The sequence below is a fragment of the Arthrobacter sp. D1-17 genome (genome assembly GCF_054130535.1).
Genome location: NZ_CP096382.1, coordinates 2,752,347 through 2,768,889, shown reverse-complemented (window position 1 = coordinate 2,768,889; position 16,543 = coordinate 2,752,347). Strand labels below are relative to the sequence as shown.

Here is a 16,543-nt window from a genome sequence, read left to right as displayed (position 1 = left end):
ACAGCGCCGGAAGGCCCGGAAATCAGCGGAATCAGGTGCGGAGTGGAGTACCGTGGCACATATGGCCACACGTACTTCCTCCGCGCCAAAACGTACCCCCAGCGCCAGATCGGGCACGTCATCAGGCCGCGCCGGTGCCACGGCCTCCAAGGCGGGGCGTTCGGCATCAACCGGCCAGCCAGCCCGCACACGCCAGATGGCCGCCGTCGAACCCCGCCAGCCGTGGCTTCTGCGGGTTCTGGGCGGCGCCTGGCTGGCTGTCGGCCACCTGGTGGGTGGGGGAGTGCGCAGGATCGGTCATGATGTCAGCGACCTCCCGCCCGGGGATCGCCGGGACGGCGCCGCGCTGTTCAACCTGGCGCTGGCAATTTTCATCGCAACCTTCGCATGGTGGGGTTTCCGGGGCTGGTTCCCTGATGCGGTGTACGCAGTGGTCAATGGGACGTTCGGGTGGATGTCGCTGGTGCTGCCGCTAATGCTGTTCATCTGCGCTGTGCGGCTGTTCCGCCGGCCTGCCGACGGCCGCGGCAACAACCGCGTGGGGATCGGCTTCCTCATCATGACATTCGCAGGCTGCGGGCTGGCCCACATCATCGGCGGTCAACCAACCGTCGCCCAGGGTTTCGACGGCCTCCGCCAGGCGGGCGGCATGCTGGGTTTCCTGGCATCATCGCCCCTTGCCGCCATCCACGCCGCGGTGCCAGTGGCTTTATATGGACTGCTGGCGTTCGTCTCAGTGCTCATCGTCACCGCCACACCGTTCACGGCGATCCCGCGGCGCCTGCGCGCGGCCTATGAGCACCTCATGGGCGTTGACCTGCAGGAACATAAGGCCGACGGCCACGACCGCAGCTACCTTTACGAAAACACTGCTCCGGCAGCGCCGAAAAAGAAGCGCAAGCGCCTCTTCGGCAAGGAACAGGACGCAGACGCGCGCCTCGAGGGCTATGTCGGTGACGAGGCCTTCGAGCATGCGGTCATTGACGACGACGAGCCTGCCTCTTCCGGCAAGGGCGCCTCGGCGGTGGCCCCTGGTGTCCGCCGACCCACTCAGGCGGAGATCGCCGTCGAGAAGATCAAGGCGGCGCAGGGGATTGGAGTCAAGGGGTCGGACGCCCACGGGGAGAATGCCACGGAGGCCATCCCGCTCGTCGCCCCAGGCATGAACACGGCAGGCATGAACACGCCGGGTATCAGCGCCCCCGGCTCGCCGCCGGCGATGAATGCAGCGGGTGCGGCCGTCCATGTGCCTTCCAAACCGGTGGCGCCACCGCCGCCGCCCACGCCGATCCCGCAACGCACGGAGCAGCTTTCGCTGGCCGGCGACGTCACTTACACCCTCCCGTCGTCCGACATGCTGACCCCCGGGTCCATTCCGAAGGAGCGGACGGAAGCCAACGACGCCGTGGTCGCCGCCCTGACCGACACGCTCACCCAGTTCAACGTGGACGCCACGGTGACCGGGTTCAGCCGCGGTCCCACCGTCACGCGCTATGAAATCGAGCTCGCGCCCGGAACCAAGGTGGAGCGCGTCACGGCGCTGTCCAAGAACATCTCCTATGCGGTCGCCAGCTCGGATGTGCGGATCCTGAGCCCCATCCCGGGCAAGTCCGCCATCGGCATTGAAATCCCGAACACGGACCGTGAGACTGTGTCGCTGGGCGACGTCCTCCGCAGCCAAAACGCCCGGCGCACCGACCACCCCATGGTTATGGGCGTCGGGAAGGACGTGGAGGGAGGATACGTCGTCGCGAACCTCGCGAAGATGCCCCACCTCCTCGTGGCCGGTGCAACCGGTGCCGGTAAGTCCTCGTTCGTGAATTCGATGATCACGTCGATCCTCATGCGTTCCACGCCGGACGAGGTCCGCATGGTCATGGTAGACCCCAAGCGCGTGGAACTGACCGCCTATGAGGGAGTGCCGCACCTCATCACGCCCATCATTACGAACCCGAAGAAAGCCGCCGAAGCGCTGCAGTGGGTAGTCCGGGAAATGGACGCCCGCTACGACGACCTGGCCAACTACGGCTTCAAGCACATCGACGACTTCAACAAAGCCGTCCGAGCAGGGAAAGTCCAGCCTCCCGTGGATTCCAAGCGCGTGATCCGGCCGTACCCGTATCTGTTGGTGATCGTGGACGAACTCGCCGACCTCATGATGGTGGCCCCGCGCGACGTCGAGGACTCCATCGTCCGGATCACGCAGCTGGCGCGTGCCGCCGGCATCCACCTGGTCCTTGCCACGCAGCGGCCGTCCGTGGACGTCGTCACCGGCCTGATCAAGGCCAACGTCCCCTCGCGCATGGCCTTTGCGACATCCTCCGTGACCGACTCCCGCGTGGTCCTCGACCAGCCAGGCGCCGAAAAGCTTATCGGGCAGGGTGACGCCCTCTTCCTGCCCATGGGCGCCTCCAAAGCCATGCGCGTGCAGGGCGCCTGGGTGACGGAGTCAGAAATCCATAACGTGGTGGAGCACGTCAAGGGCCAGCTCAAGGCCGAGTACCGCGATGACGTTGCCGCAGATGCACCTAAGAAGCAGATTGACGACGACATCGGAGACGACCTCGAGGTGCTGCTGCAGGCCACCGAACTCGTGGTCACCACCCAGTTCGGCTCCACTTCTATGCTGCAGCGCAAGCTGCGGGTCGGGTTCGCCAAGGCCGGCCGCCTCATGGACCTTCTGGAGTCCAGGGGAGTGGTGGGCCCATCCGAAGGATCCAAGGCGCGCGACGTCCTGGTCAAGCCGGACGACCTCGCCGCCGTGCTGGCAGCCATGAAGGGCCAGGAAGCCCCGGTCGCACCCGATTCGCAGACCGCCGCTCTCAGCGACAATGCCAACGCCAACATCGCGCAGGGCGGCTATGCGGAAGACCTCGTTGCTGCCGACCTGGACAACCGCACGCAGAGCGTTGAGTACTACGACGGGGCCGATGGTCCGGGTGATGACGGTGACGGCTCCGAGGACGCCTGGTCCCTTACGGGGCGGTAGCTCTGAGACAGGAGCCGAACCCCCAGTTCTGAACGCTGGCCAGGAAGCTGACCGGCCGGAAGACGGTAGCCTAGGAAGGTGACTAGCACCGAAGCGACCGCGGCCGGCTCCAACAGCTCCGGGATCTGGAATCTACCCAACATCCTCACGATGCTCCGCATCGTGCTGGTGCCGTTCTTCGTCTGGTTCCTCCTGGCGGACGCGCCAGGGCTCAGCAGCGAGTCCGGGCCTTGGAGGTGGGCCGCCGTGGCGGTTTTCGCCGTCGCCATCTATACGGACAAGCTCGACGGCGACATTGCCCGCAGCCGCGGATTGGTCACCGATTTCGGTAAGATTGCCGATCCCATTGCAGACAAGCTGCTGACCGGCTCCGCCCTGGTCATGCTCTCTGTGCTAAACGAACTGCCCTGGTGGATCACGGTGGTCATCCTTGTCCGCGAATGGGGCATCACCGCACTGCGGTTCTTCGTCATTCGTTATGGCGTCATTCCGGCATCGCGCGGAGGAAAATTCAAGACTGTGGTGCAGACCGCCGCGATCTTCCTGTACCTGCTCCCGTTGTCGGCCATCGCGCCATGGCTGACCTGGGTGGCCCTCGCCGTGATGCTGGTCGCCGTGCTCATCACGGTGTGGACCGGCGTCGAGTATGTCATCGAGGCACTGAAGGTCCGCTCGCAGGGGCTGCGCCACAGGGCCGAAGAACAGCGCAGGGCCGAAGAACAGCGCGAGGCAGAAGAACAGCGCGGGCCGGACACCCGGGAGGGGCAGGTATGAGCAACCTTCACAGACTTGCCGGCGAAACCGTGGCGGCGGCGGCAGGACGCGGCGTCACGATAGCCACCGCAGAGTCCCTGACCGCGGGCATGGTCAGCGCCATGCTTGCTGACACGCCCGGCGCCTCCGCCATGCTGCGCGGCGGCGTCGTCTCCTATAGCAATTCGGTCAAGCGTGACCTCCTCCGCGTTCCCCAGGAGCTGCTGGACGCCGTGGGATCCGTGGACGGCGAGGTGGCCGCCGCCATGGCCGAAGGTGCCCGCAGCGCCTGCGGAGCGGACCTGGCCGTAGCAACCACCGGCGTGGCGGGGCCGGGGGAGCATGACGGGAAACCGGTGGGAACGGTGTTCATCGGTGTCGCCAGTGCCCACGGTTCCACGTCCTTTCCCTACAGTTTCGAGGGCACGCGGGCGGAGATCAGGGCGCTGGCTTGCGAGGCTGCGCTGGAACGGCTTCGGGAGGCGCTGGCCTCGCTAAGTTACCAGGAGTAAAGTTGCCGGGAACAAAAAGCATTTCCTAATAGTTGTTACATTGTGTCGCTTCCGCAATGGGGAGGCGCCTAGGATGAAAATACCAACATCGGTTCGCCCTTCAGCGGACCGGACTCATGAGGGAGCAAGGCGATACAGATGGTAAAGCAGCCCGTATCCGTGAACGGCGTTGTCCGCTGGAAGGATGTGGGCCTCGCTGATCAGTCCAAGAGCGAACAGAAGGAGCGCAAGATGGTAGTACTTCGTCACGAAATCGGTGATGTCCTGCGCGATGTCCGCCAGCGCCAGGGGCGTACCCTCCGCGAAGTGTCGCACAGCGCCCGGGTTTCCCTGGGTTACCTGAGTGAAGTGGAGCGCGGCCAGAAGGAAGCCTCTTCCGAGCTCCTGTCCTCGATTTGCTCTGCCCTGGACGTGCCGCTCTCCAGCATGCTCCGTGAGGTCAGCGACCGTGTGGCGGTGGCCGAGGGCGTTGCAGTGCCCGACACGGTGCCGCAGGAATTCTCCCAGCGTTACGGCCGTGATCTCGACCGCGACCTCAACACTGAGCTGAACAACGAGCTTGCCAAGGGCCTGCTGTCCGGAGCCCGGTAACCGGAACCGAACCCAAAGCTTCGCCTAACGAAAGCCCGCGGCAGCAGCCGGGGGCTTTCGTTACGCCTGGGGGTGTTCGTCCCGGGGAAACCCGTCACGTTCGTATGTTGCATTGAGCTTGGCCATATAGGTGGCAAGTGCTTCAAGATCCTCCACCGGCCATTCGCCCAACCGCTCCCGGAAGACCTGGTGCCTGGCGTCCTGCACCTGGTGCATCTTCTCTTCGCCCTTGGGTGTGAGGCGGATTGTCTGCGCGCGCCCATCGAGCGGATCCGCTTCCTTGACGACGAGGCCGATGTTCTCCAAAAACGCGATCTGACGACTCACCGAAGGCTTGCCGACTCCGATGCAGGACGCGAGTTCAGTCAGTCTGATGGGTCCCGTCTTGCGGATCATCGTGAGCAGCCCGTAGGCAGCGGGCTCCATGTCCGGATGCACCTGGCGCGACAGCTGCTGGGAAACAGCGCGGGCGCGCCGCCAGAAGATGCTGATCTGCTGCTCCACAGACTTCAGGGCCTCATCAAGGGTGTCTTCAGCAGGGGCGGACGTTCCCGGGACGTCAACGGGGTTGCTCATGGCAACCATTCTAGAGTCCGCCGGCCATGAGAGACTCTATCCTGTGCGGATCAGTGATTTTTGGCGGCTCATGGACGATGAGTTCGGTGCAGGCTATTCCCGTGTACTCAGCAGTTCGCTGAGCCTTGCAGGAGTAGGAGGCCGGACCGCCGATGAAGCATTGGCTGCCGGTGTCAATCCCCGGGACATTTGGCTGGCTATGTGCGACGTACAGGACGTTCCGGCAGAACGGCGCCTGGGTCGCGACGTCAAACCCACCAAGAACTGATCCTCCCATTCCGCTGGCAGAGTCCTGACACGCCGACCGGTTCTTCGAATATCTGTTCGGATGGGACTATGCTTTTTTCCAGCGGGTTATCCACATACGCAGCCGCGCCGGGCAATATTGTCACTGGCCGGCGATAGCGTCAGGGATGACAGAGAAAAGGGCCGCACAGGCCACTCCACAGCGAGAAAGCAACAGAGGTGTGAACCATGGCGGCAGCCCCGGACCGTGCAAAGGCGCTTGAAGCAGCGCTTGCCCAGATTGACAAGCAGTTCGGCAAGGGATCGATCATGCGGCTGGGCGATGAGACCCGGGCCCCCATCGAGGTCATTCCCACCGGATCGATTGCCCTGGATGTCGCGCTTGGCATCGGCGGGCTTCCTCGCGGCAGGGTCGTGGAGATCTACGGGCCGGAATCCTCCGGTAAGACCACCGTCGCGCTCCATGCCGTGGCGAACGCCCAGCGCAACGGCGGCATCGCCGCATTCATCGACGCCGAACACGCCCTTGACCCCGAGTACGCGGCCAGGCTGGGTGTGGATACAGATGCCCTGCTGGTCTCCCAGCCGGACACCGGTGAACAGGCCCTCGAGATCATGGACATGCTGGTGGGCTCCGGTTCACTGGACGTCGTGGTCATTGACTCCGTGGCCGCCCTCGTCCCGCGCGCGGAAATCGAAGGCGACATGGGCGACAGCCACGTCGGCCTCCAGGCGCGGCTAATGAGCCAGGCCCTCCGAAAGATCACCGGCCGGCTGAGCCAGACCAAGACCACCGCCATCTTCATCAACCAGCTTCGCGAAAAGATCGGCGTGTTCTTCGGCTCACCCGAAACCACCACCGGTGGTAAGGCGCTGAAGTTCTACGCGTCCGTCCGTATTGACGTCCGCCGCATTCAGACGCTGAAGGAAGGTGCCGACTCTGTCGGTAACCGTACCAAGGCCAAGATCGTCAAGAACAAGATGGCCCCGCCCTTCAAGGTCGCCGAGTTCGACATCATCTACGGGCAGGGCATCTCCCGAGAGGGCGGCATCATCGACATGGGCGTGGAGCACGGCATCATCAAGAAGTCCGGGTCCTGGTTCACCTATGACGGCGACCAGCTTGGGCAGGGCATGGAGAACTCCCGGCGCTTCCTTCGCGACAACCCCGAACTCGCGGCGGAACTGGAGCGGCTCATCAAGGAAAAGCTCGGCGTTGGAGTCAAGCCCGCTGCTGAAACAGAGGCTTCACCGAAGCTGAAGGCTGTTGACGGCTTCTAGCAGCAGGCGGCGAGGCCGGGACGGCGGTGCCGAGGACGGCGACTGGTCCGCCCCGGCATCTCCGCCGGGACAGAATGAGCCGCCGCCACCGCCGGAGGACAGAGAAGCAGATCCTGTGGCGGTGGCGCGGGCCATCGTGCTGCGCCAGCTGACGAACTCCCCTAAGAGCAGGCTGCAGCTGGAGCGCAAACTGGCCGAACGCAACGTGCCGGAAGACGTCGCCGTTGCTGTTCTGGACCGGTTCGAAGAAGTCAAACTCGTCAATGACGCGGAATTCGCCGATATGTGGGTGCGCAGCCGCTCGCAGAACCGCAAGCTGGCCAAGGGTGCCCTGCGCCGCGAACTGGCCGAGAAGGGCATCGACCCCGAGACCGCGGCATCAGCGCTGGGGCAGCTTAGCGACGAGGACGAGGAAGCTGCGGCCCGGCACCTGGTGGAGCGCAAGCTGCGGCCGGGCGTGGACCTGACGGACCGCGCCGAGCGGGACAAGGCAACCCGGCGCCTGGCCTCCATGCTCGCGCGCAAGGGGTACCAGCCCTCGCAGGCCTTCCGCATCGTCGGCGAAGTGCTGGACTCAGTCTCGGGCAGCTAGAGCTTCTCCGCCAGCTGAAGCACCGGCGGCCAAGCAGGCCCAGCCGGGGGACGAATCCGGGATCTGGACGCAGCCGGTACGCTTAATGGGTGAGTCTGACCTACCCTTCCCCCGTAACCGACGCCGTACCCGCAGCCGGCGGCGCTTCCGGCGCACCCCGCACCTACCAGGTGCGGACTTTCGGATGCCAAATGAACGTCCACGATTCCGAACGCATGGCCGGGATGCTCGAAGCGGCAGGCTACGTTCCGGCGGATGGCACCCAGGCCGACGTCGTGGTGTTCAACACATGCGCTGTCAGGGAAAACGCGGACAATAAGCTGTACGGCAACCTGGGCCAGCTGGCGCCGGTCAAGGCCGCCAACCCCGGAATGCAGATCGCCGTCGGCGGCTGCCTGGCGCAGAAGGACCGCGAGGCCATTCTGAAGAAGGCCCCATGGGTGGACGCCGTCTTTGGCACGCACAACGTCGGTGCCCTGCCGGCCCTTTTGGACCGGGCGCGCCACAACAGCGAGGCCCAGCTGGAGATCCTTGAATCGCTGGACGTCTTCCCGTCGACACTGCCCACGAAGCGCGACTCAGTCTATTCCGGCTGGGTGTCCATTTCCGTCGGCTGTAACAACACCTGCACTTTCTGCATCGTTCCAGCCCTCCGCGGCAAGGAAAAGGACCGCCGGCCCGGGGACATCCTCGCCGAAGTTCAAGCCTTGGTGGAGGACGGCGCCATCGAAGTGACCCTCCTGGGCCAGAACGTCAACTCCTACGGCGTGGAGTTCGGCGACCGCCAGGCGTTCTCCAAACTGCTGCGCGCCTGTGGTGTGATCCATGGCCTGGAAAGGGTCCGCTTCACCAGCCCGCACCCGGCCGCATTTACGGACGACGTCATCGACGCCATGGCCGAGACGCCCAATGTCATGCCGCAGCTGCACATGCCGCTGCAGTCGGGCTCAGACAAGGTCCTGAAGGACATGCGGCGTTCCTACCGCTCCTCCAAGTTCCTCGGAATCCTCGACAAGGTCCGGGAGAAAATGCCGCACGCCGCGATCTCCACGGACATCATTGTGGGTTTCCCGGGCGAGACGGAAGAGGATTTCCAGGGGACCCTGGACGTTGTTGAGAAGTCGCGCTTCGCCACCGCCTTCACTTTCCAGTACTCCAAGCGGCCCGGGACACCGGCGGCCGACCTTCCCGACCAGCTGCCTAAAGCGGTGGTCCAGGAGCGCTTCGAGCGGCTCACTGCCCTTCAGGACCGCATCGCTGCAGAGGAAAACGCAAAGCAGCTTGGACGGCGGGTTGAGGTTATGGTGACTGCGCAGTCGGGACGCAAGGCAGAGGAAACCCACCGCCTGTCCGGCAGGGCGCAGGACCAGCGGCTCGTCCACTTCTCGGTGCCTGGCGGTGCCCCAGCCCCTCGGCCAGGTGACCTCGTCACCGTCACGATCACCGGGGCTGCCGCTTTCCACCTGGTCGCCGACCCTGCAACGGCTGCGGACTACTCCCTCCGCCGTTCGCGGGCGGGGGACGCCTGGGACAGGTCACAGTCGGATTCCTGCGGCGCTCCCGCGCCGGCTGCCCCGGGCGGGAAATCCAACGTCTCACTCGGCATGCCGTCACTACCGATCCGCAGCCGCTAGCCCGTGGACGCCAGGCAGCCGCCCGTCATCACGGTGGTTGGGCCCACCGGTTCCGGAAAATCGGACCTGGCCGTCGAGCTCGCGCTGAAACTTGACGGCGAGGTCATCAACGCAGACGCCATGCAGTTTTACCGCGGCATGGACATCGGAACCGCCAAAGTCACCGAGGCTGAGCGCAAGGGGATTCCGCACCACCTGCTGGACACTCTGGACGTCACCGAGGAAGCGTCGGTGTCCGAGTTCCAGCAGCAGGCACGCGCCGCCATCGCTGACATCCACCGCCGCGGGAAACGTGCCATTCTCGCCGGCGGCTCCGGGCTTTATGTCCGTGCTGCCGTCGACATCCTCGAGTTCCCGGGTACCTCTCCCTCCATCCGGAAGCGCCTTGAGCAGGAACACGCGGACGCCGGCGTTGCCCCTCTGCTGGAACGGTTGCGGCGCGTCGACCCGGCCTCTGCCGGACGGCTGGGAGACGCGCGCCGGATCATCCGGGCCCTGGAGGTCTTTGAGCTGACAGGCCGTCCGTTCAGTTCGTTCATGCCCAACCGCGAGTACGTTCAGCCCACGGTGCAGATCGGCCTGCAAGTCGACCGGGAGATACTCCGAGACCGGCTCGCCGACCGCGTCCACCGCATGGTCGGGAAGGGACTCCTGGCTGAGGTTGAACGCCTTGACGCTGCCGGGCTCCGGCGGGGCCGCACTGCGCCCCGCGCGCTGGGATACGCCCAGTTTTTGAAAGTGCTCGACGGCGCGACGGATGTGGCGCAGGCAGCGGAGGAGACGATCGTGGCCACCCGGCAGTTTGCCCGCCGCCAGCTCACCTGGTTCCGGGCCGATCCGCGCATTGCATGGGTAGACTGGCAGGATCCTGATCTGGTCGCCAAGGCCGCGGCCCTCTGCTGCTGACGGGATCGCAGATGCAGGGCGGCCTCCGTTTTTCGGACCGTTGAGCCGACGGGTAACCTTGAAACATGAATGAAGCCCTTACAGAAGCCGACGAACGCCCGGTGTCACACCTGAGCGGCCTCCGCTTCTCGAAGGGCCACGGCACCGGCAATGACTTCGTCTTGATCGCGGATCCCGAGGGCATCCATTCCATCTCCCCGCACCAGGTCGCTGAGCTCTGCGACCGGCACCGCGGCATTGGCGGGGACGGACTCATCCGTGCGGTCCCGTCCCGGCTGCTCGATGAGGGCCGGCAGATCCTCTCTGTGAACCCGGATGCCGAATGGTTCATGGACTACCGCAACGGCGACGGCTCGCTGTCCGAGATGTGCGGGAACGGCGTCCGGGTCTTCGTTCACTTCCTCCTCGCCGAGGGCCTGGCGGAGCTGCCGCCTGGCGGCTCACTGACGGTCGGAACGCGCGGCGGCGTGAAGACGATCGTCCGCACAGCCGACGGCTACGCCGTGGATATGGGCCCTTGGGAGTTTATTTTCCCCGCCGATGCTGCCGCCCGCGCCATGGACTCCCTGGTCAGCGCTGACGGCCTGGAGGTGCCGCGGCCCGCACTGTCCGTCAGCATGGGAAACCCGCACACGGTCGTCGCCCTGGCTGAGCTGTCCGAGCTTGACGGCATGAAGCTCTTCACCGCACCGCATGTTGATCCGAAGCCCGAGCACGGAACCAACGTTGAATTTGTTGTGCCCTCCGAACCCCTGGTCCACGACGGTGTGGGCACAGTCACCATGCGTGTGCACGAACGCGGAGTCGGGGAAACACAGTCGTGCGGAACAGGTGCCTGCGCCGCCGCCGTAGCAATCCGTCACTGGGCCGGTCAGGGCGCACCGGACGCTTGGCAGGTAAAGGTGCCGGGCGGCGTCGTCGGTGTGAAATTCTTCACCGTGGCTGACGGCCGTGAGCACGTGGAGCTGAGCGGTCCGGCAACGATCGTAGCTAGCGGGACGCTTTCCTGACCCGCAGGATCCGGAACGACTTGGACGTGCTCTCACGGGTCACCGTGAAGGACTCATCGAGCGCCGTGTCCAGCCAGCGCTGCAGCGAATCGGAACCCAGGTTTTTCTGCACCACCATCCAGGCCGAGCCGCCCGGTGCCAGACGCGGCAGCCAGAGCAACAGCAGTGAATGCAGCTCGTCCTTGCCGACCCGGATCGGCGGATTGGACCAGATGGTATCGAAGCGCAGCTCCGGATCGACCTCCTCCGGCAAGCTGGCGGCGACATTGTCCAACCCAAGAAGGGCGGCGTTCTCGTTCGTGAGTGCGATGCAGCGTTCGTTGACGTCCACCGCGTAAACCTGCGCATGCGGCGCACGCAGCGCCATGGTCAGCGCGATGGGGCCCCAGCCGCAGCCTATGTCCAGCAGATTCCCCTGCGGCGCCGGGGCAGGGACTTCCGCCAGCAATATCGCCGTGCCCTTATCGATCCCGTCCGGGCTGAAAATACCCGAGGAAGTGTGCAGCTTCCGCGGTTCACCGGCCAGCTCCACGGTAAGCGGCTTGCGGGTGAACGGCCCTGCGGGCGAGGCGCTGAAATAGTGGGCAGAGTCCATAACTGGCCAGATTAGTGGGCTGACCGGCCTGATGGAAAACCGGCGCCGGAGTTCTGGTATTCTAGTAGGCATGTTCCTGACTTTTGAGTAGCCGGTATTTGTCGGCCGCAGGTTCAAGCCGCGGCCTCCGGCCACATGCCCTCCCGTTGCGATGCAGGTGTACAGCCTTCCGCGCGGAGCGCGCCCATTGACGCTCAATCAGTCCATTTCCTGCCGCTCCGGCTCCAAGCCCGCGGCATGTCAGGAGCCTCCGTGACCCTTCCCAGTCAGCCCAGCGCGAATACCGTGCCCAAGGGCGGCAATCAGCACTATTCTAAAGATGCAGAACCTTTTAAGGAGACCATGACCAGTCAGCACAATTCCGGATCCGACCCAGCCGCCCAGGACATGAGCCCTGAGGAAATCCAGGCTGTGATCGACCGGATCCTCTCCAAGGACGTCCCGGCCCGGGGCGCCGCAGCTGCTAACGGCCCGGAAGCCGGCAGTAACGCGGTCCTTGGCACAGCGCAGGCCATCTCGCGCCTTGACGAAGAACACAGTATGTTCGACGGCGACCAGCAGGACCTCGAGGAACGCCGCGCACTGCGCCGTACGGCTGGGCTGTCCACCGAACTCGAAGACGTCACCGAAGTTGAATACCGGCAGCTGCGCCTGGAGCGTGTGGTTTTGGCTGGGCTCTGGAGCGAAGGCACCCTCGCCGACGCCGAGAACTCCTTGCGGGAACTGGCCGCCCTCGCCGAAACGGCTGGGTCGGAAGTTCTCGATGGGCTGGTCCAGCGGCGGGCAAAACCTGACCCCGGGACTTTCTTGGGCGCCGGAAAGGCCCTGGAGCTCAAGGACGTCGTGATGGCCACCGGCGCAGATACCGTGGTGGTGGACGCGGAACTTGCCCCCTCGCAGCGCCGCGGGCTCGAAGACATCGTCAAAGTCAAGGTCATTGACCGCACCGCGCTGATCCTCGACATCTTCGCCCAGCATGCGAAGAGCCGCGAAGGCAAGGCTCAGGTGGAGCTCGCGCAGCTCGAATACCTGCTCCCACGCCTCCGTGGCTGGGGCGAATCGATGTCCCGCCAAGCCGGTGGCCAGGTGGGCGGCGCCGGTGCAGGCATGGGCTCGCGTGGTCCCGGTGAAACCAAGATCGAACTGGACCGGCGGCGCATCCGCACGCGGATGGCGAAGCTGCGCCGCGAGATTGCCGCGATGAAGCCGGCCCGGGAAACCAAGCGGGCCAACCGGCGTCGTAATGCCGTACCGTCCGTGGCGATCGCCGGGTACACCAACGCCGGCAAGTCCTCACTGCTGAACCGGCTGACTGATGCCGGCGTCCTGGTCGAAAACGCCTTGTTCGCCACGCTGGATCCGACCGTGCGCAAGGCGGAGACCGCGGACGGTCTGGGGTACACGCTCGCGGACACGGTGGGCTTCGTCCGGTCACTTCCCACACAGCTGGTGGAGGCTTTCCGCTCCACGCTGGAGGAAGTGGCAGACGCAGATCTGATCCTGCACGTTGTGGATGTCTCCCACCCGGATCCGGAGGGCCAGATCGCTGCTGTGCGCTCCGTCTTCGCCGAGGTGGACGCGCGCAAGGTGCCCGAGATCATCGTTCTGAACAAGGCTGACGCGGCGGATCCGTTCGTCGTCGAGCGACTGAAGCAGCGCGAGCCGCGCCATGTGGTGGTGTCGGCCCGCACCGGCCAGGGAATTCCCGAGCTGCTTAAGGCGATCAGCGACGGGATTCCGCGGCCCAGCGTCAAGCTTGAACTGCTGGTGCCGTACCATCGCGGAGACCTGATCAACAAGCTCCACGAGTCTGATGCGGAGATCCTCAGCATGGAGCACGAAGAGGGCGGCACCCGGGCCGTGGTCATGGTCCGGGAAGGCCTTGCGGCTGAACTGGAATCCTTCATCATCAATGACTGACCGGGCGGCAGCCTCCGCCGGTGCCGCTCCCTCCTCCGGCGCCACGGCCGGCGAGGAGTTCGTCATCGAGCTCCTCGACCGTGCCGTGGCGGCCATGGGCGGCCAGAGCCGCAGCGGCCAGCATGAGATGGCGCGGCAGGTGGCCCGGGCCATTGAAACCGGCCACCACCTGCTGGTCCAGGCCGGCACAGGCACCGGAAAATCCCTCGCCTACCTGGTCCCGCTCATCGCCCACTCGCTGGAAAGCAACAAGCCCACACTCGTCTCAACGGCCACCCTGGCGCTGCAGACCCAGATCGTTGGCCGCGACCTTCCCCGGCTGTTGGAGAGCCTCAAACCGGCACTCGACCGCCCGGTGAAGGTTGCCCTCGTCAAAGGCCGTGCCAACTACGTCTGCCGGCACAAGCTCGAAGGGGGCTTTCCCTCCGAGGAGCCCGCCGAGGGGCAGCTTTTCTCCTTGGGCGAGGACACCAGCGTCCCGCACTTCGCGGCTGCCATGGGCGGGCCGTCGTCACAGCTTGGCAAGGAGGTCGTCCGCCTCCGCGAATGGGCGGAAAAGACCACCACGGGCGACCGCGACGAGCTCCTTCCCGGTGTCACGGACCGCGCCTGGCGGCAGGTCTCCGTCACTTCGATGGAATGCCTGGGCGCCCAGAAGTGTCCGCTCGCCGAAGAATGCTTCAGCGAGCTGGCCCGGCACGAGGCAGCCGATGCCGACGTCGTCGTCACCAACCATGCCATGCTTGCAGTCAGCGCATTTGAGGGCCTGGCGGTCCTGCCCGAATACGATGTGGTCGTCGTCGATGAAGCTCACGAGCTGCACGACCGGGTCACCGGCGCAGTGTCCGGACAGCTGTCCGTCGCCATGGTCCATGCGGCAGCATCAGGTGCCCGCAAACACACCGGGATTACCGTGGACGCGCTCAACAACGCGGCGGCCAACCTTGAACTTGCCCTCGCGGCTGTCCCCAGCGGTCTGCTGCCCAACGGATTAAACGCGGAACAGCTCGACTGCGTTGACCAGCTCCGGGAGGCGTGCCGGGCGGCGCTCTCGGATTCCAAGGGGGACAGTAACAGCACGGCCGACGGCGGCCGGCAGCTCGCGCGCTCCCGCCTCCTCGTCATCCTGGAACTGTGCGAACGGCTGCTCGCCGCACGCGAGAACCGCGAGGTTGTCTGGTTTTCGCGGAACAGCACCTTCGATCCCCAGCAGGGGTACTCACCGCCGGATGACACGCAGCCCGCGCTGATCAACATCGCACCACTCAGCGTCGCCGGGCGCCTGCGGGAGGGATTGTTCGCGGACCACACGGTGGTGCTGACTTCCGCTACGCTCGCCATCGGTTCCGCGTTCGAACCCGCTGCCGGCGGCCTCGGCCTCCTGGGTGACGGCGCCCCCGGCTGGACCGGAGTGGACGTCGGATCGCCGTTTGACTACCCCAAGCAAGGCATACTCTACGTGGCAGGGCATCTGCCCAAGCCGGGGAGGGGCACGTCGCCTGAAGCGCTGGACGAACTCGAAGCGCTGATCAGGGCCTCCGGAGGTGGAGCACTGTGCCTCTTCTCATCCCGCCGTGCCGCTGAGGAGGCCGCGGATGCCCTGAGGCCGCGCCTGGACGTCGACGTGCTTTGCCAGGGAGACTCCACGATGACCGCGCTGGTTAAGCAGTTCGCGGACGAGCCGGATACCTGCCTCTTCGGGACCATGTCGCTATGGCAGGGGGTGGACGTGCCGGGTGGCTCTTGCAGGCTTGTAGTGATCGACAGGATTCCGTTTCCGCGGCCGGATGATCCGCTGATGACTGCCCGCTCCCGGGCAGTGGCGCAGTCCGGCGGCAACGGCTTCATGTCCGTCTCGGCGACCCACGCCGCGATCCGCCTGGCCCAGGGTGCCGGTCGTCTCATCCGGTCCACCGATGACAGGGGTGTGGTGGCTGTACTGGATTCGCGCCTCTCCACTGAGCGTTACGGCGCGTTCCTGCGGGCAGCGCTTCCACCGTTCTGGCCGACGACCGACCGCAAGATCGCCCTTGCGGCATTGGAACGACTCGCCCGGGCTGACTGAGGGCAGGCTTGCGTGTGACGGTCGCAGCGAGAGCTTGTCCCTGAAGCGGACACGCCTAGAGCGAGCGGAGCACCGAGACGACCTTGCCCATGACGATGGCGTGGTCGCCCAGAATGGGCTCGTACTGCGTGTTTTGCGGAAGCAGCCACGTGTGGCCATCCCGCTGCCGAAATGTCTTCACTGTTGCTTCGTCATCCAGCAGGGCCGCAACGATGTCGCCGTTGACGGCGTCACTCTGCCGGCGTACAACCACCCAGTCGCCGTCGCAGATGGCAGCATCCACCATGGAGTCCCCTGCGACGCGCAGCATGAACAGTTCCCCGTGGCCCACAAGCTGCCGGGGGAGTGGCATGAGCTCCTCCACCATTTGGTCGGCGAGGATGGGGCCGCCGGCAGCGATGCGCCCGACGAGCGGCACCATGGCGGTGTCGGTTGCGCTGGGAAGCTCGGACACACTGACCGGGCCGACACTCTGAAGCCGCACGTCCTGCTCGGGATCGGAGGTCTTGGACAGGCCGGCGTCCAGCGTCAGCGGCATGAGGACTTCCATGGCGCGGGGCCGCTTGGGATCGCGCCGGAGATACCCGAGCTTTTCCAGTTGAGAGAGCTGGTGAGTAACGCTGGACAGGCTGGCCAGCCCGACGATGTCTCCAATCTCCCGCATGGAGGGAGGGTAGCCGTTGTCATTGACCGAGCGCTGGATGGTCTCCAGTATCTTCTTCTGACGAATCGTCAGCCCCTTGGGCTTCCGGGGCCGCTGGCTGCGCTGGGTAGCTTTGCCTTCGGAGGCTGATGCTGCCATGTTCGCAAATGCCTTTCGTTCCACCCGGTCTGCGGGCTGCAGTGCCGGGAACCCCCGGCCTGAAAATGTCA

Annotated in this window: 15 protein-coding genes; 12 read left to right on the top strand and 3 right to left on the bottom strand. The window is 65.3% G+C overall.

From position 1 onward, the window contains the following. Positions 1-61 precede the first annotated feature (61 nt). From M1E01_RS12875 to M1E01_RS12860, 4 genes are all read left to right on the top strand, one after another. On the top strand, positions 62-2,989 hold the full coding sequence (locus M1E01_RS12875; RefSeq protein WP_457971972.1) for a DNA translocase FtsK: 2,928 nt from the start codon (positions 62-64) through the stop codon (positions 2,987-2,989). Between the two features lie 78 nt (positions 2,990-3,067). Next, complete coding sequence (gene pgsA, locus M1E01_RS12870; RefSeq protein WP_457971971.1) at positions 3,068-3,763, top strand: CDP-diacylglycerol--glycerol-3-phosphate 3-phosphatidyltransferase; 696 nt, start codon at positions 3,068-3,070, stop codon at positions 3,761-3,763. After that, on the top strand, positions 3,760-4,254 hold the full coding sequence (locus tag M1E01_RS12865; RefSeq protein WP_457971970.1) for a CinA family protein: 495 nt from the start codon (positions 3,760-3,762) through the stop codon (positions 4,252-4,254). Before pgsA ends, M1E01_RS12865 begins: the two co-directional genes overlap by 4 nt. Positions 4,255-4,392: 138 nt before the next feature. Then, positions 4,393-4,845, top strand: a complete 453-nt coding sequence (locus tag M1E01_RS12860) for a helix-turn-helix domain-containing protein (RefSeq protein ID WP_457971969.1) — start codon at positions 4,393-4,395, stop codon at positions 4,843-4,845. Positions 4,846-4,905: 60 nt separating this feature from the next. On the opposite strand, the gene M1E01_RS12855 is transcribed toward M1E01_RS12860, so the two are convergent. After that, the gene (locus M1E01_RS12855) at positions 4,906-5,421 is read right to left on the bottom strand and encodes a MarR family winged helix-turn-helix transcriptional regulator (protein WP_457971968.1); all 516 of its coding nucleotides are present in this window, start codon (positions 5,419-5,421) and stop codon (positions 4,906-4,908) included. A gap of 43 nt (positions 5,422-5,464) precedes the next feature. On the opposite strand from M1E01_RS12855, the gene M1E01_RS12850 reads away from it, so the two are divergent. The 6 genes from M1E01_RS12850 (at position 5,465) to dapF (ending at position 11,090) form a co-directional block, all read left to right on the top strand. After that, positions 5,465-5,689 (top strand): DUF3046 domain-containing protein, encoded by a 225-nt coding sequence (locus tag M1E01_RS12850; protein WP_457974960.1) that lies wholly within the window; start codon positions 5,465-5,467, stop codon positions 5,687-5,689. 206 nt (positions 5,690-5,895) lie between these two features. Further along, positions 5,896-6,948, top strand: a complete 1,053-nt coding sequence (gene recA, locus M1E01_RS12845; protein ID WP_457971967.1) for a recombinase RecA — start codon at positions 5,896-5,898, stop codon at positions 6,946-6,948. Positions 6,949-7,063: 115 nt separating this feature from the next. Next, entirely contained in the window at positions 7,064-7,540 is a 477-nt protein-coding gene (locus M1E01_RS12840) for a regulatory protein RecX (protein WP_457974959.1), read from the top strand. 89 nt (positions 7,541-7,629) lie between these two features. Next, positions 7,630-9,174 (top strand): tRNA (N6-isopentenyl adenosine(37)-C2)-methylthiotransferase MiaB, encoded by a 1,545-nt coding sequence (gene miaB / locus M1E01_RS12835; RefSeq protein ID WP_457971966.1) that lies wholly within the window; start codon positions 7,630-7,632, stop codon positions 9,172-9,174. 3 nt (positions 9,175-9,177) lie between these two features. After that, on the top strand, positions 9,178-10,080 hold the full coding sequence (gene miaA, locus M1E01_RS12830) for a tRNA (adenosine(37)-N6)-dimethylallyltransferase MiaA (RefSeq protein ID WP_457971965.1): 903 nt from the start codon (positions 9,178-9,180) through the stop codon (positions 10,078-10,080). A 65-nt stretch (positions 10,081-10,145) separates the two neighbouring features. Then, positions 10,146-11,090, top strand: coding sequence for a diaminopimelate epimerase (gene dapF / locus M1E01_RS12825; RefSeq protein ID WP_457971964.1), 945 nt, complete (start codon positions 10,146-10,148; stop codon positions 11,088-11,090). On the opposite strand, the gene M1E01_RS12820 is transcribed toward dapF, so the two are convergent. Continuing rightward, complete coding sequence (locus M1E01_RS12820; RefSeq protein WP_457971963.1) at positions 11,071-11,685, bottom strand: class I SAM-dependent methyltransferase; 615 nt, start codon at positions 11,683-11,685, stop codon at positions 11,071-11,073. The two genes, dapF and M1E01_RS12820, sit on opposite strands and share 20 nt — an antisense overlap. A 342-nt stretch (positions 11,686-12,027) precedes the next feature. Here M1E01_RS12820 and hflX point away from each other — a divergent pair, with 342 nt between their 5' ends. Together hflX and M1E01_RS12810 are read left to right on the top strand one after the other, a co-directional pair. After that, positions 12,028-13,605: a GTPase HflX gene (gene hflX / locus M1E01_RS12815; RefSeq protein ID WP_457971962.1), complete on the top strand. Its 1,578-nt coding sequence runs from the start codon at positions 12,028-12,030 to the stop codon at positions 13,603-13,605. Continuing rightward, complete coding sequence (locus tag M1E01_RS12810) at positions 13,598-15,670, top strand: ATP-dependent DNA helicase (protein ID WP_457971961.1); 2,073 nt, start codon at positions 13,598-13,600, stop codon at positions 15,668-15,670. The genes hflX and M1E01_RS12810 overlap by 8 nt, the downstream gene beginning before the upstream one ends. Positions 15,671-15,725: 55 nt before the next feature. On the opposite strand, the gene lexA is transcribed toward M1E01_RS12810, so the two are convergent. Beyond that, the gene (lexA, locus tag M1E01_RS12805; RefSeq protein WP_457971960.1) at positions 15,726-16,472 is read right to left on the bottom strand and encodes a transcriptional repressor LexA; all 747 of its coding nucleotides are present in this window, start codon (positions 16,470-16,472) and stop codon (positions 15,726-15,728) included. Positions 16,473-16,543 lie beyond the last annotated feature (71 nt).

Bases quoted from the DNA above. Each gene is read 5' to 3' on its own strand.
- M1E01_RS12875 (WP_457971972.1), top strand. From the start codon at position 62: ATGGCCACACGTACTTCCTCCGCGCCAAAACGTACCCCCAGCGCCAGA.
- M1E01_RS12865 (WP_457971970.1), top strand. From the start codon at position 3,760: ATGAGCAACCTTCACAGACTTGCCGGCGAAACCGTGGCGGCGGCGGCA.
- M1E01_RS12860 (WP_457971969.1), top strand. From the start codon at position 4,393: ATGGTAAAGCAGCCCGTATCCGTGAACGGCGTTGTCCGCTGGAAGGAT.
- M1E01_RS12855 (WP_457971968.1), bottom strand. From the start codon at position 5,421: ATGAGCAACCCCGTTGACGTCCCGGGAACGTCCGCCCCTGCTGAAGAC.
- recA (WP_457971967.1), top strand. From the start codon at position 5,896: ATGGCGGCAGCCCCGGACCGTGCAAAGGCGCTTGAAGCAGCGCTTGCC.
- dapF (WP_457971964.1), top strand. From the start codon at position 10,146: ATGAATGAAGCCCTTACAGAAGCCGACGAACGCCCGGTGTCACACCTG.
- M1E01_RS12820 (WP_457971963.1), bottom strand. From the start codon at position 11,685: ATGGACTCTGCCCACTATTTCAGCGCCTCGCCCGCAGGGCCGTTCACC.
- hflX (WP_457971962.1), top strand. From the start codon at position 12,028: ATGACCAGTCAGCACAATTCCGGATCCGACCCAGCCGCCCAGGACATG.
- M1E01_RS12810 (WP_457971961.1), top strand. From the start codon at position 13,598: ATGACTGACCGGGCGGCAGCCTCCGCCGGTGCCGCTCCCTCCTCCGGC.
- lexA (WP_457971960.1), bottom strand. From the start codon at position 16,472: ATGGCAGCATCAGCCTCCGAAGGCAAAGCTACCCAGCGCAGCCAGCGG.